Genomic DNA, 14974 nt, shown 5'->3' with positions numbered 1-14974 from the left:
TATGCTCACAAGAAATAATCTCGAGGACGCTAAAGCATCCTGTAAAGACGTAATCGGCCAAAGCGGCATCGTCTTCGGTACCAGCGGCGCCCGTGGCCTGGTGGAGCAATTTACTGACGAGGTATGTGCAGCCTTTACGGTAGCCTTTCTGACCGTGATGCGCGAACAAGGTGAGGTCTCTCAGGTCGCCATTGGCATGGACCGCCGCCCCAGTAGCCCTGATATAGCGGCTGCCTGTGGCGCAGCGGCTCGGGCTATTGGTATCCAGGTGGTCAATTATGGCATTCTACCCACCCCCGCCTTGGCACTGCACGCCATGTCAGAGGGCGTTCCGGCGGTCATGATAACCGGCAGTCACATCCCCTTCGATCGTAACGGGCTCAAGTTTTATCGTCCGGATGGCGAGATCGACAAGGTTGATGAGCATGCGATTTTGCAGGCTGAGCTGGAACTACCGGAACTACCGGAACTGGCGCCGGGTCTACCTCCCGCTTCCAGCAAAGCGAAAGAATATTATGTGAAGCGGTATTTTGATCTATTCCCATCGCAGATGCTCCAAGGCATGCGTATCGGACTCTATGAGCACTCCGCGGCGGGCCGTGACATTTGTATCGAAGTACTTGAAAAACTTGGCGCTGAAGTGGTTTCGTTGGGCCGCTCCGAGGCTTTTGTACCCATCGACACTGAGGCCGTATCGCAGGAAGATCGGGACCGTGGCGGGGCCTGGTCGCAAAAGCACAAACTTGATGCGATCCTATCGACGGATGGTGATGGCGACCGTCCGTTGCTGGCCGATGAGCGGGGTGAGTGGTTGCGTGGGGATATATTGGGCCTGCTGTGCGCGCGTTTCCTGGATATTGAGGCGCTTGCTGTGCCCGTCAGTTGTAACACTGCCATCGATGCGTGCGGTTATTTTAATGAGGTTTTACGTACCCGTATCGGGTCGCCCTATGTGATCGACGGTATGGCGCAGCTGGTGCAGTGCTTTGACCGTGTCGCCGGGTTTGAGGCCAACGGCGGTTTTCTGCTGGGTAGCGCCATTGAGCGGGAAGGCACTGTCATGGCTGCCCTGCCAACCCGTGATGCGTTGTTACCAGCACTTGTGGTGCTGGCCGAAGCGGCGAGCCGCAAGCAAGCCCTGTCGAAGTTACTCGAGGGGCTGCCCGCTCGCCATACCGCCAGTGATCGTATCAAGAACTTCGCGACCGATCGTAGTCATGCGTTAATCGCGGGCTGGCAGTCGGCGCCAACCGAGATGCAAGCGGCATTGGCATTGAACAGTCCGGTCGAACGGCTCGATACGACCGATGGGCTGCGTGCTACATTGGCAGACGGTTGCGTCGTGCATCTGCGTCCGTCGGGTAATGCGCCGGAGCTGCGATGTTACTGCGAGGCCGCAACCGCCGGTGCTGTAGAGCAGCTGCTTGCAGGCTGTATGGGTGCGTTGTCGAAACGATGAAACGTCAATTTCGATTTATATTGCATATTGGTACCGAGAAGACCGGGACAACGACACTCCAGCACCAGTTGTATCATAACCAACGGTCGTTACAGGAGCAGGGCCTTCACTACTTCACATCTCCTGAACGTGTAGAGTCCCGCACCCTAGCCGCAGCTGCGGTGGGGGATAAGGTCGGAGACGACTACCTGCTGAGAAAGGGTATGAATACGCCTGAAGAGCGGCAGGCGTTTCGTAAGGAAGTGGAGCGACATTTTGCCGCAACACTTGAGCTACTGCCTGGTTCGGTTCATACCGTCATAATATCAAGCGAACACTTGCATTCCCGCTTGCGCCAGCCAGAACACCTTAGGTGGTTAAAGTCTTTGCTGGAGCCCTATAGTCGCGAAATACAGGTCATTGTCTATTTACGCCGGCAAGTCGATATGGCTGCATCCTACTACTCTACAGAGCTGAAAAATGGTGGCGTTCGAACCCTTGAACAAGCAGTGCGCCATGGGTGCAGGCCGGGAAACCATTACTTCAATTATCAGGCTTTGCTGTCGTTATGGTCAGAAACCTTTGGTGAGCACAATATCACGCCGCGCCTGTTCAGCCCTGCGGAGTTGCTCAACGGCGATATAACCGCGGATTTTCTGCACGCAACGGATCTGTCTGCTTGTATGCTGTCCGCTGTAGCAGAATACAAGCGATACAATGAATCACTGACACCGTTTGGGCAGGTATTGCTCAGGGGCTTGAATGCGTCGGTTAAATGCGCTAGACGTTTGGAGCCCAACGGCGATATCGAGGAGTTTGCACTGGAGTTGCGCCAGCAATTTGCGGGGTCAGGTGAGCGGCTGGATGTTGAACTGGCAACTGAGATACAAGCTGCCTTTGATCAAAGCAATGTGACGGTGTGTAAGCAATGGTTTCCTGAACGCGAGTTTCTGTTTGCACCCGTAAAGGCAGCAGAGTGCCGGCCGCCGACCATCAAGCTGTTGAATACCGAGCAGCAGATTCTGGTTGGAAAGATCATTCAGTATCTGACTGCAACGGAGTGCGAGAGCGTGTTGATACTGGACCCTTGTGCCAATTATCTCCGTGATATGGCACTTCAAGTCGAGGCGAACGACCTGCCTTTGGCCACCAGACTGATGGAACTTGCCTCGCAAATCAGGCCACAGGGTCCCTTTATAAACCGTAAGCTTGGCGAGTACCGTGTTCAAAGTGCGCGCATCAGCCAGCGCATAAGACAATGGCTGCGCCGGGCTAGACTGTGAGCGATATTACAACGGTATCGAAAACAGGCTGGTATCTTCTAAAATGCAGCATGGCACTTGAGGCCGTGGAATCAATTGTGATGTCGCAACAGGACAGCACGGGCATTGCCAGTTTCAGTCTGTTGATCAGGCCGGGGCGCGAAGCGCAGAGAGTGGTATATCTCCTTGCTAACACGAGCTATCGCTTGAGTTTGAGAACCGCGAATGACAAAGCTTCGCTGCCAGATAACCAGCTGTGCTGCAGCCTGCAACACATCTCTGTGGCTGATGGCTGGTATCGTCTCTGGCTTCGAGTGCGTAATCTATTGCCAGAGTGGCGCGAGGTTTCATTCCCGTTTTTTTTGGTTAAGGTAGCTGGGCGTGCTGTTAATCTAAAGTGCCTGCCCAGCACTGCGGCGCTGCAACTGTATGAAACGACTTGGAGTCACTACACGCAGGTGAAAGACTATAGCCGTTGGATAGAGGAGCAGGAGCCGGCTTTGCAAAAGCGTAGGCGAGCGAACCAGCCAGGAGTCGAGAATACAACCTTGTCGGCCAAGGTGTATTTTTTGCTGCCATTAGCGTCGGGAAGTTGCCTTGATGGGTTGCGGAAAACCTTAACTAGTCTGGAACAACTATCGTCTGATAATTGGCGTTGTATATTGCTGCTTGCCCGTAAGGGCGATGAGACCGGAGAAGATGAACAGAAAATTCGTTCATTGCTGGTTTCATCCGTGGTGCTATCGCAACAGGTCGACCTGCTGCTCGTCGCTGAGGGGGCGCTGGGCGAGATACTCAACACAGGCCTGGAGCTGCAGGTCATACAGGCTCCTGAATCTTGGGTGTTTCCACTGCTGCTGGGTGACCGGGTAGCGTCTGAGTGTGTTGAGTGGCTATCTCGGACGGTGCAACAAGCTCCGGACTGTTCGGTAATAGTAGCGGACGAAGATCGTCTGACTGTTGACGGTCGTCGTATCAAGCCCTGCTTCAAGACTGCCTGGAATCTGGATGCTTTTTTATCGGGCACTGGTACCGGGCGTGCGGTACTAATCAAGGCCAGCTTGCTCCAGCAGGCGGGCGGTTTTGCGCTTGGTATGGAGGGAGAGCTGCCGCTAGATGCTTTACTATACGGGTTAATGTTGAAGCTAAGTGCCCATGTTGATCTGTCAGCTTCGAGTCGGAATCTTCCGGTTGTTCTTCTGCATGTCGCTGAATCTGCTGATCAGCATTCTGCCGTTTTCAAAGCTAAGGTGGTTAATTCCTGGCTGGAAACCAGGCAATACAGCGCTGAGGCGACCCCAGTCTCCGGTCGTTCCGTACGCGTAAGATGGGAAGTTCGAGCGCCAGAGCCCATGGTCTCTTTGCTGGTCCCCACCCGCGATCATGTTGAGATTCTTCAGCCCTGCATCGAGTCAGTATTGCAACGTACGGACTATCCCAGCTTTGAAGTAATAATCCTGGATAATCAGAGCAACTGCCCTCAGACGCTTGCTTATCTAAAAGAGGCATGTTTGCGTGATAGCCGGGTCAGAGTACTGCGCTGGGACAATCCATTTAATTTCGCAGCGATAAACAATTTTGGCGCACGGCACGCGAATGGTAGCATTTTGGCGTTGGTGAATAATGATATCGAACCATTAAATTCCGACTGGCTGACTGAAATGGTAAGCCAGGCCTGTCGCCCCGATATTGGTTGTGTCGGTGCTAAACTCTATTATCCGAATGGTCGTATTCAACACTCGGGCGTTGTCTTGGGGGTTGGTGGCGTTGCCGGGCATGTTGATCGCTTTGCTGTGGGTAACAGTACCGGTTACAAACAACGTTTGTTACGGGTACAAAATATATCGGCTGTCACTGCTGCCTGCCTGGCTGTACGCAAAGACTTGTTTGACCGTGTCGGAGGTATGAACGAGCTACAATTGGCCGTGAATTATAACGATGTGGATCTGTGCTTGAAAATCCAGGCTCTGGGGTACCGAAACCTGTGGACTCCCTTTGCCGAGTTAATTCACCATGAGTCGGTATCTCGTGGGACAGATCGGAGCCCAAGCAAGCGTGTGCGTGCACAGAATGAGGCCGCTTATATGCACCGTACCTGGGGTCACCTACTCGACCGCGACCCCGCTTATAATCCGAATTTGACGCTCGTGCATGAAGATTTTTCTCTTAGAGTGAGTGATGATTGCATGCGCCAGCTATCGACTCGTTATCCATGACCAGAGCGCTGATAGTCGAGCAGGCTGCCAATCCGTCGACGGATTTTTTCATCCTGCCGAAGCTGGAAAACGGTGATTTCCGCTGTGAACGGCTCCTTTTGTACGATGGTCCACCGGACGACGGGGGGGAGATCGACCGTGTCATTTTCGTACGTTATATCACGCCACAGTGGCGGCGCTGGGTGGAACGGAACAAAGCGAGTTTGGGAAAGGTTGTGCTCTTCATGGACGACGACCTGCTGGACCTGAAGGCTCACTCCGGCCTGCCTTGGCGTTATCGTTGGAAGCTCTTGCAGCTAATATGGCGCCACCAGCGCTGGTTGAAGGCGTTTGGCGTGGAACTCTGGGTGTCGACGCCCTGGCTGCTGGAAAAGTACCAGGAGTGGCAGCCGCAACTGTTGTATCCGCAATCACCGCATCTATCGACTCCGGCGGTCACGACCCTGTTTTACCATGGGTCGGCTTCACATTATGACGAGATCGAGTGGCTGTACCCCGTTGTTGCAGAAGTGCTGGAGCGTGCGCCCGAACTTACGTTCGAAATTATTGGTAATCAAAAGGTGCGTAAACTGTTTGCAAATGTGCCGCGGGTCCATGTGCTACATTCGATGAACTGGCCTGCGTATCAGGCGTTGCTGCAGAGGCCTGGGCGCACGGTTGGTCTTGCCCCTTTGCTCGATTCACCTTTCAATCGCGCGCGTTCGCATACCAAGTTTTTTGATATCACCCAGGCGGGTGCCGTGGGTATCTATGCCCCGGGAACCATATATGAACGTATTGTCACGCACGGTGACAATGGGTTGTTGGTACCGATGGACAAAGCGGCCTGGGTTGAGGCCATTCTGCAGCTGGCGGGGGACGAGGTCTATCGGGCCCGTCTGCTGCAAGGTGCGCGTAACTCGTTATGATCGGTTATTTCTCACCGGGAATTGCACGTATACCCTTTCTGGATGAATTGCTGCAGTCGCCCAGCCGGCGTATTGGCTGGAATACCCCGCGCACGGCAATCAGCCAGGTCGTGGGCTGGGGGCTGAAGCCTACCGCGGACAGGGCGCGCCGCTATGCCGCTAAAAAGGGCCTACCCTATCTGTCGCTTGAGGATGGCTTTCTGCGCTCCTTGGGCCTCGGCGTTGCTGGCGCACCGCTGCATAGCCTGATTGTTGATGCGACTGGCATTTACTACGATGCCACCCGCCCGAGTGATCTTGAGCAACTAATCGTCGCGGCGAATTTCTCGGCCGCAGAGCTTGCGCGTGCCCAGGCGTGTATGGAACTGCTGCGTTGCTATCGCCTCTCCAAATACAATCATGCGCCTGATGTGCCGCTGGGATCAGAGTTGTTCGCCGCGAGGCGCGGCTCCTACAACGAGGTGGCACCGTACAGCGCAGGAGCGATGTACCCAAAGGACACCTCCCCCGTTGGAACCAGTACCGAGCCAGAGTTGTTCGCCGCGAAGGAGTTTGCTGGGGTGCGCGGCGCCAACGAATGGGTGCCACGGGTACTGGTCGTTGACCAGACATTCGGCGATCCATCGATTGGTTACGGACTGGCAGAAGAAAGTACCTTCACGCAAATGCTTGAGGCTGCGATAGCGCAGAATCCGGGTGCGGAGGTGCTGGTCAAGGTTCACCCCGATGTGATCTGCGGCAAGAAGAAGGGCTATCTGCTCGAACTGGCACTGGCGCGCAACTGCAGGCTGATCGGGGAAGATTTGTCGCCCTGGGCGTTGCTGGATGCCGTTGACAAGGTCTACGTGGTGACGAGCCAGCTTGGCTTCGACGCGCTGATGGCGGGCAAGGAGGTGTATTGTTTCGGCATGCCGTTCTATGCTGGCTGGGGTCTTACCCGGGATCGCCAGAAGTGTGAGCGAAGGGGCGTACAGCGTTCGCTTGAGCAGGTATTTGCCGCGGCTTATCTGCGGTATTGCCGATACATCAATCCCTATACCGGGGAGCGCTGTGAGCTGGAAGACACCATCGCGCTGATCGCCGACCAGAAGCGCGTGCGGGAGTGTCTGCGTGGCGACTGGCTGGGCGTTGGCTTTTCGCGCTGGAAGCGCTCGTTTGTGCCTGCATTTCTTGGATCGGCTGCGACGCTGCGCTTTGGTCACCGTCATCCAGAATTGCTGCAGCGTGTTGGCTCGAAGACGGCTGTCCTCAGCTGGGCCAGTGCGCTCGCACCTGAGTTTGTCTCTGCCTGTTCCATTGCTGGAGTCGCGCTGTGGCGTATGGAGGACGGGTTTGTGCGTTCGGTGGGATTGGGCGCCGATCTGGTGCGGCCATTGTCGCTGGTGCTTGATTCGCGGGGAATTTATTACGATGCTACCGCGCCAAGCGACCTTGAGGTCCTGCTGCAGGAAACGGACTTTACGCCCGATATGCTGGAGCGTGCGAGCCTCCTGCGTGAAAAGCTCGTTTCGCTTCGCGTGTCGAAATACAACGTCGGCACATCGGCACCACTTGATTTGCCGCGCGACCGGCGGTTGATCCTTGTGCCGGGGCAGGTGGAAACTGATGCGTCGATTGCAAAAGGCTCACCGGTTATCAAAACGAATCACGGGCTGCTCGAGGCGGTGCGCGAGACCAATCCAGACGCCTTTATTATCTATAAGCCGCATCCGGATGTGGTGGGAGGAGGGCGTTATGGTGACATCAATGCGGCGCGTCTCTGCGACCTGGAGATACGGGATGTTGCCATTACCGATCTTCTCGATCGGGTTGATGAAGTGCACACGCTCTCATCCCTCAGCGGGTTTGAAGCCCTGCTTCGCGGCGTGAAAGTCGTGACCTACGGAATGCCGTTTTATGCCGGCTGGGGGCTGACCGAAGATCGCCTGCAGTGCTCGCGGCGTACGCGGCGCCTGAGCCTGGAGCAGTTGGTCGCCGGCACGTTGATTCTGTATCCGGTCTATGTTGATCCGAAGATGGGCGACCAGATCAATGCGGAAACCGCGATAGCCTTGCTCGCGATCCAGCGCTCCACAACCAAGCCGGACAGTTTCAAGACCAGGGCCTACCGATTGGTCAGAAACCGCTTCCTGAAACGATAAATCAACACGCTAAATCAAAACGGAAACACCAGCGGCACCAGTATGAGAACGCCGGCCGAATAGGCCAGGCTTACCGGAAGGCCGGTTTTAACATAGTCCTGCAGGCGATATCGTCCTGGCGAATAGACCATCAGGTGGGTCTGGTAGCCGAAGGGAATCAGGAAGCAGGCGCTGGCGCCATAGGCGACAGCCATGATGAAGGGAGCGGGTCGGCGTCGAAAGCCTGGGCGGTCGACAGGGCAATTGGAAATGCCAGGGCGGCTGCGGCATTGTTGGTCACGGTTTCGGTGAGCAGCAGGGTAAGCAGGTAAATGCCGACAAAGGCACCCATGACGCCGAAGCCGTTGGCATAGTTCTGAATAAAGTTGGCGACCAGCTGCGCGCCGCCGGACGCTTCCAGGCCCCGGGCAATGGTGAGCGCCGAGCCGATCAGCAGCAGCAGCTCGAACGGAAAGCGCCGGCGCATTTCGCTGATGGTCAGGACACGGCTTGCCAGCAGCGCACCGAGCAGCAGCAGCAGGCCATTGAACAGCGGCATCAGGCCGAGGGTGGCTGCGACGATTACCGCGGCAAAACCGGACAGCGCCAGGGTGCTTTGGGCATCGCTGAGTTTGGGGCGCTGCAGCGAGCCGCTCAGGACATGGAAGTTGCGATCCAGATTGCGGTGCTGCCGAAAGTCAGCCCCCACCGCCAGCAGCAGGCTGTCGCCTACCCGCAACGGGATTCGGCCCAGCTGCTCCTTTATGCGTTTCTCCCCCCGCCTGATGCCCACCACGCCGGCATTGAACATGGTTCGAAAATCCACTTCCTGCAGCGTGCGGTTGGCCAGCTCAGATTCGTTCGAGATCACCACCTCCACCAAGTTGGTGGTCAGCAGGTCGTCGGCCCGACTACCAAACAGTTCCAGCCCCTGAAAGCGCTGCAGCGTCTGAACTTTTTGCACCTCCCCGGTGAATGCCAGTATGTCACCGGCATGAATGATCTCCTCGGGCCCGACCGGGCTGATCAGATGACCCTCCCGTTCGATCTCCAGCAGAAAAAGCCCGTCCAGTTTCCTCAGTCTGTTTTCTTCGATGCTCTTGCCGATCAGCGGTGAGTCGTGCAGAACCTGCGCGGCCAGAAAGTATTCCTGGCTCGATTCCTGTTCACCGTTGTTGTGTTTGGGTAATTGCTTTGCGCTGAACAGAAGTACCAGCATGCAGAGCAGTGCCACCGGCACGCCCACCAGGCTGAACTGGAACATATCGAGCGCCGGCAGCCCCGCATTGACCGCAAACGAGCTGACCACCAGGTTGGTCGAGGTGCCAATCAGCGTGGTAATGCCGCCCAGTATCGACGCGAACGAGAGCGGGATCAGCAGCCGGGACGACGTGATTTTTCGCTGGCGACTGATGGCGCCAAGGAAGGAGGCGACTACCGCTGTGTTGTTGAGAAACGCCGACAGCAACGCACTTGTGCCCATCAGGCGCAGCAGTGCGGTGCTTTCGCTGCCACGCAGCAAGCGTTCAGACAGCTGGTCAAGACGGTGGGAGCGCTCCAGTGCGAGCGATACCAGCATCAGCAGCACCAGGGTGGCCAGCGCGGGGTTGGCCAGACTGGCCAGCATATCACTACTGTCGACGACCCCGAGCAGCGCAAAGCCGCCGGCCCAGCCGGTGAAGAGAACGGCCGGCGGCACGCGGCCACTGGTCAGCAGTCCCAGCAGCACGACAACCGATATCAGTACGCTCCAGCTTTCCATGGATGGTTCGTTTTCCTTTCTGATCCCTTTGAGGGCTTGATTTGCCGCCACTGCTCGCTAAGTGATTATGCGTTGTGGGAGCCCGGTCTCCGGGCGAATATCATTTTTCGCCCACAGAGTGGGCTCCCACATTCACCGGACTAGGGTGCATGTTACGCCTCATGCCTCACGCATAAACGAGTTGTCATTGTAGGAGTATGTTTTATACACTGTCGATAGTTATCAGGCCTAATATGCTGATGTTTTAATAATTTTTATTAAAATTCAATGAGTTAATGTGAATTGAATGGTAAAACATTTAGCGCCTGAAGAATTAAACAAGCGTCGACACCTGGCCGTTCAGCAGCGGATTGACGGTGCGACGGTGGCACAAGCCGCCAAGCAGGCCGGTCTTAGCGCGCCCACCGTGATTGCGGCGTACAAGGCATTTGTTGCCGGCGGCTGGGCCGCGGTCGACGTGAAGCCGCGCGGTCGCAAGGCGGGCTCCGGTCGAAGTCTGGATCCCGATCGCGAGCAGGCGCTGCTGCACCATCTGTTTGCGGCATCGGCGCAAGCCTGCCCAGGCGGCTATGAACTCTGGCAGGCCGACGACATTCTCGACTGGGTGCAGGAACAGCTCGGCGTCCAGTTGACTGCCCGCAGCCTCACGCGCCTGCTGCAGCAGTGGCAGTTGGTTGCGCCGGAGCTCAAGGCCACGCAGACCACCGGTCCGTTGAGTGTGGCAATGCAGCGCTGGAGCAAGGACCAGCTCAAGCCGCTGGAGGCAAGCCTTCGAAAGCAGGGCGGTGCCCTGCTTTGGGGTGGCTTGCGTCGTATCGTTAATCCGCTTGACGGCAAATCCTGTTACCAGCTGTACGTGCATGCTGGGCGGGCGCGACAGTTCTGGCTGCTGAGCGAGCAGCCTCCGCTCTCTGGCCTCTATCAGGCGTTTTTTGAACGCTTGCTGGCGGCTTTTGATGGTCCGGTTGGACTGGTTTTTCATGGCGCACAGTTCAATCACGAGCCGAATGTTCAAGACTGGTTAACCCGCCATGCCACATCATTCAGGCTTCTGGCAATGCCGGCGCAATCCCCGCCAGCCAGCCGAAAGAGTTCAACGCACGCTACACACGCCTCCCCGGTAGCCCCGGGTTCGCGCATCGCAAACACAGACACGTCGAGGGCAATGATGGCACTGACACATTTGCAACGGCTGGAAGCCGAAAGTATCCACATCATGCGCGAGGTGGTGGCCGAGGCCGAAAACCCGGTCATGCTTTATTCAATCGGCAAGGACAGTGCGGTGATGCTGCATCTGGCGATGAAGGCATTCGCACCCTCGGTGCCGCCGTTCCCGCTGCTGCATGTGGATACCCGCTGGAAGTTCCGCGAGATGTACAGCTTCCGCGACAAGATGGTGCAGGACCTGGGCATGGACCTGTTGGTCCATACCAACCCTGAGGGCATCGAGAAGGACGTCAATCCGTTCACCCACGGTTCGGCGATCCATACCGATATCATGAAAACCGAAGGCCTCAAGCAGGCGCTGGGCAAGTACGGTTTCGATGCGGCCTTCGGCGGTGCACGCCGAGACGAGGAGAAATCCCGTGCCAAGGAACGGATCTTTTCGTTCCGCAGCGCCCAGCATCGCTGGGACCCCAAGGATCAGCGTCCGGAACTTTGGAAGCTCTACAATTCGCGCAAGCACAAGGGGGAAAGCATTCGTGTCTTCCCGCTCTCTAACTGGACCGAGCTGGATATCTGGCAGTACATCTACCTGGAAGGCATCCCCATTGTGCCCCTCTACTATTCTGCCGAGCGTCCGGTGGTCGAGCGTGACGGCGCGCTCATCATGGTGGATGACGAGCGCATGCCGCTGCAGCCGGGTGAAGTACCAATGATGCGCAAGGTGCGTTTCCGTACCCTGGGCTGCTACCCGCTGACCGGTGCGGTTGAGTCTGAGGCCGATACGTTGCCGGCGATCATTCAGGAAATGTTGTTGACCAAGACCTCCGAGCGGCAAGGGCGCGTGATCGATCACGATTCGGCGGCATCGATGGAGAAGAAGAAGCAGGAGGGCTATTTCTGATGGCACATGTATCGGATCTGATTTCAACGGATATTGAGCAGTACCTCAAGGCGCACGAGCGCAAGGGGCTGCTACGTTTTATCACCTGCGGCAGTGTCGATGATGGCAAAAGCACCCTGATTGGCCGCCTGTTGTTTGAATCCAAGATGCTGTTTGAAGACCAACTGGCGGCGATCGAGGCAGACTCAAAGAAGTTCGGTACCCAGGGTGACGAAATCGACTTCGCGCTGCTGGTGGACGGTCTGGCCGCCGAGCGTGAGCAGGGCATTACTATCGATGTGGCCTACCGCTTCTTCTCCACGGACCGGCGCAAGTTCATCGTCGCCGATACCCCGGGGCACGAGCAGTACACCCGCAACATGGTGACCGGCGCTTCGACTGCCGATGCGGCCATCCTGATGGTCGATGCACGCAAGGGCATCCTGACCCAGACCCGCCGCCACAGTTACCTGATGTCGCTGATCGGCATCCGCCATATCGTCGTGGCAATCAACAAGATGGACCTGGTCGATTACTCGGAGAAGACTTACAACCGGATCGTCGAGGAATACCGCGAATTCGCACGCCACGTCGGCATCGAGAACGTGACCTTTATACCGATGTCGGCGTTCAAGGGTGACAATATCACCAGCCACAGCGAGCGCATGCCCTGGTTCCATGGCACCACCCTGATGGGATACCTCGAAACGGTCGAACTTGATGAGGAACGCCTGCAGCAGGGTGCATTCCGCATGCCGGTGCAGTGGGTCAATCGCCCGAACCTGGATTTCCGCGGCTTTGCAGGCTCCATCGCCAGCGGCGTGGTGCGCCCGGGTGATCGCATCCGCGTGCAGCCCTCCGGCAAGGAGAGCACCATTGCCCGCATCGTCACCTATGATGGCGATCTGGAGCAGGCGGTGGCCGGGCAGTCCATTACGCTGACACTGGCCGATGAGATCGATATTTCCCGCGGTGACGTGATTTCCGATATCGCAGCGCCGGCCGGAACGGCGGACCAGTTCGAGGCGACCATTGTGTGGATGCACGAGGCGCCGTTGCTGCCAGGGCGCTCTTATCTGCTGAAAATCGGCACCCGCACGGTGACCGCCCAGGTCAGCGAGATCAAGTACCAGGTCAACGTCAACACCCTTGAGCACACGGCGGCGAAGAAGCTGGAACTCAACGCCATCGGTATCTGCAACCTGACTCTTGATCGTGCCATCGCCTTTGATCCCTACGAAATCAATCAGGATACCGGTGGTCTGATCCTGATCGATCGCATGACCAACAGCACCGTCGGTGCCGGCATGCTGAAGTTCGCGCTGCGTCGCAGCCAGAACATCCACATGCAGCACGTCGATGTCGACAAGGCTGTACGCAGTGCCACCAAGTCCCAGAAGCCCTGCCTGCTGTGGCTGACCGGTCTGTCCGGCGCCGGCAAGTCGACCATCGCCAACCTGGTGGAAAAGAAACTCCATGCCCGCGGCCACCATACCTACCTGCTGGATGGCGATAACGTGCGCCATGGCCTGAACCGGGACTTGGGCTTTACTGATGCTGACAGGGTCGAGAACATTCGCCGTGTGGCCGAGGTCGGCAGCCTGATGGTGGACGCCGGCCTGATTGTGCTGGCGGCCTTTATTTCGCCGTTCCGTTCCGAGCGGGACATGGCGCGGGATCTGGTGGCCGAGGGTGAGTTTATCGAAGTCTTTATCGACACACCGCTAAGTGTCGCCGAGGACCGCGATCCGAAGGGCCTGTACAAGAAGGCGCGTCGCGGCGAGCTGAAAAACTTCACCGGTATCGATTCCGCCTACGAAGCACCGGAGAATCCCGAGATTCATATTGATACCACGCGGCAGACGCCGGAGCAGGCGGCCGAGATGATCGTCGCCATGCTGGACGAGCGCGCCATGCTGGTGGGTTGATACCCCATTCGCCCGGACGGTCTGGCTCCCAGGATACTTTCACCTGTTGTGGGGGCCCACTCGGTGGGCGAACGGCCTCGGTGCCTATTCAATTCGCCCGGAGGAACGGGCTCCCACAAAGGTCGACGATGGGTTTAACCAATTTGCATAGGGAGAGAACAATGACAGCGATTGATCAGACGCTGCTCGATAGCGTGGAGCGGATAGCGCGCGAAGCGGGCGAGGCCATCATGGCGATCTACGGCCGTGAGTTCAGTGTGGAAGAAAAAGCCGACAAGTCGCCGCTCACGGAAGCCGATGCGGCGGCCCACGAGCTGATCGTGGCACGCCTGGCTGCGCTGACGCCGGACATGCCGATACTGTCGGAAGAGGATACAGCGGCCTTCACGGGGGCCGATGCCAGCGGCCGCTACTGGCTGGTGGATCCGCTTGATGGTACCAAGGAGTTCATCAAGCGAAATGGCGAATTCACCGTCAATGTGGCCTTGATCGAAAACGGTGTGGCGGTGCTCGGTGTTGTCTATGCCCCGGTGCTGGATGTTGCCTATCTGGGGCTCAAGGGACTGGGGGCGTTCAAGGTGGATGCCGAGGGACGACAGCCGATTCGTGTCAGCGAACATGTGCAGGGCGATTGCTGGCGGGTGGTGGGCAGCCGCTCCCATGCTGGCGCTGAAACAACGGCCTGGCTGGAAAAGCTGGGTCAGCACGAGATGGTCGCCATGGGCAGCTCGCTCAAGCTCTGCCTGGTCGCCGAAGGGGCGGCCGATGTCTATCCGCGCCTTGGCCCTACGTCACTGTGGGATACCGCGGCCGCCCAGGCGGTGGTCGAGCAGGCCGGCGGAGCGGTGATCCAGTTGGACGGTACCCCGCTGAGCTATGCCAATACCGCGCACATCCTGAATCCCTTCTTTGTCGTGCACGGGATTAGTTCACAGGACTGGGCGGCGCTGGCGCAAAAATAGGTCTTTATTTGTCGGCGGCGGGGCTTTACCGTGTCGCGTGTAGTCAATACGTTGCCGCGTTCGGGTCATCGGCCACGGCTCTGAATAGCCCGACAGCAGGGCATACCGACCGTTTGTTTGGTCGAGAACGGGTATCGAACAATGAGCCACGGGGGGCGAGTCAATGTCGCGGGATTGCGATTTGGCATACGGCCTGCATTCAGCTGCGTTACGTTACTTTAATGCCGCAGATGCGCAGACCAAAGCGCGCATCTGCATGCAGTGTTTCTTTGAAATATGGAAGAAACAGGCACCTTTGTGAATTGGGAAATGTAATGAAACCCGCGGGGTA

General features: G+C 57.4%; 10 protein-coding genes. 8 read left to right on the top strand and 2 right to left on the bottom strand.

Features of this window, described 5'->3' with window-relative positions:
- The first annotated feature begins 1 nt into the window (after position 1).
- From F451_RS0116440 to F451_RS0116420, 5 genes are read left to right on the top strand one after another with little or no spacing between them, the layout of a single operon-like run.
- Positions 2-1459: a phosphomannomutase gene (locus F451_RS0116440; protein ID WP_020682486.1), complete on the top strand. Its 1458-nt coding sequence runs from the start codon at positions 2-4 to the stop codon at positions 1457-1459.
- Entirely contained in the window at positions 1456-2721 is a 1266-nt protein-coding gene (locus F451_RS0116435) for a hypothetical protein (RefSeq protein WP_020682485.1), read from the top strand. Before F451_RS0116440 ends, F451_RS0116435 begins: the two co-directional genes overlap by 4 nt.
- Complete coding sequence (locus F451_RS25770; protein WP_156826523.1) at positions 2718-4916, top strand: glycosyltransferase family 2 protein; 2199 nt, start codon at positions 2718-2720, stop codon at positions 4914-4916. The genes F451_RS0116435 and F451_RS25770 overlap by 4 nt, the downstream gene beginning before the upstream one ends.
- Positions 4913-5824 carry a glycosyltransferase gene (locus F451_RS0116425; RefSeq protein WP_020682483.1) on the top strand — a complete coding sequence of 304 codons (912 nt, stop codon included), beginning with the start codon at positions 4913-4915 and terminating at the stop codon, positions 5822-5824. Before F451_RS25770 ends, F451_RS0116425 begins: the two co-directional genes overlap by 4 nt.
- Positions 5821-7965, top strand: coding sequence for a capsular polysaccharide biosynthesis protein (locus F451_RS0116420; protein WP_020682482.1), 2145 nt, complete (start codon positions 5821-5823; stop codon positions 7963-7965). The genes F451_RS0116425 and F451_RS0116420 overlap by 4 nt, the downstream gene beginning before the upstream one ends.
- A 14-nt stretch (positions 7966-7979) precedes the next feature.
- On the opposite strand, the gene F451_RS28470 is transcribed toward F451_RS0116420, so the two are convergent.
- Positions 7980-8159, bottom strand: coding sequence for a hypothetical protein (locus tag F451_RS28470; RefSeq protein WP_240476503.1), 180 nt, complete (start codon positions 8157-8159; stop codon positions 7980-7982).
- The gene (locus F451_RS25765; RefSeq protein ID WP_240476502.1) at positions 8123-9706 is read right to left on the bottom strand and encodes an SLC13 family permease; all 1584 of its coding nucleotides are present in this window, start codon (positions 9704-9706) and stop codon (positions 8123-8125) included. The genes F451_RS28470 and F451_RS25765 overlap by 37 nt, the downstream gene beginning before the upstream one ends.
- Before the next feature lie 1165 nt (positions 9707-10871).
- Between F451_RS25765 and cysD the strand changes: the two genes are divergently transcribed.
- From cysD to cysQ, 3 genes are all read left to right on the top strand, one after another.
- On the top strand, positions 10872-11774 hold the full coding sequence (cysD, locus tag F451_RS28460; RefSeq protein ID WP_240476505.1) for a sulfate adenylyltransferase subunit CysD: 903 nt from the start codon (positions 10872-10874) through the stop codon (positions 11772-11774).
- Complete coding sequence (cysN, locus tag F451_RS0116405; protein ID WP_020682480.1) at positions 11774-13681, top strand: sulfate adenylyltransferase subunit CysN; 1908 nt, start codon at positions 11774-11776, stop codon at positions 13679-13681. Before cysD ends, cysN begins: the two co-directional genes overlap by 1 nt.
- Before the next feature lie 161 nt (positions 13682-13842).
- The gene (cysQ, locus tag F451_RS0116400; protein ID WP_020682479.1) at positions 13843-14643 is read left to right on the top strand and encodes a 3'(2'),5'-bisphosphate nucleotidase CysQ; all 801 of its coding nucleotides are present in this window, start codon (positions 13843-13845) and stop codon (positions 14641-14643) included.
- The last annotated feature ends 331 nt before the right edge of the window (positions 14644-14974 follow it).

Origin of the sequence: Marinobacterium rhizophilum DSM 18822 (assembly GCF_000378045.1) — a bacterium.
In the GTDB taxonomy this organism is placed as follows: Bacteria; Pseudomonadota; Gammaproteobacteria; order Pseudomonadales; family Balneatricaceae; genus Marinobacterium_A; species Marinobacterium_A rhizophilum.
The sequence above is the reverse complement of the archived record's forward strand: the minus strand, read 5'-3'. Positions and strand labels throughout refer to the sequence as shown.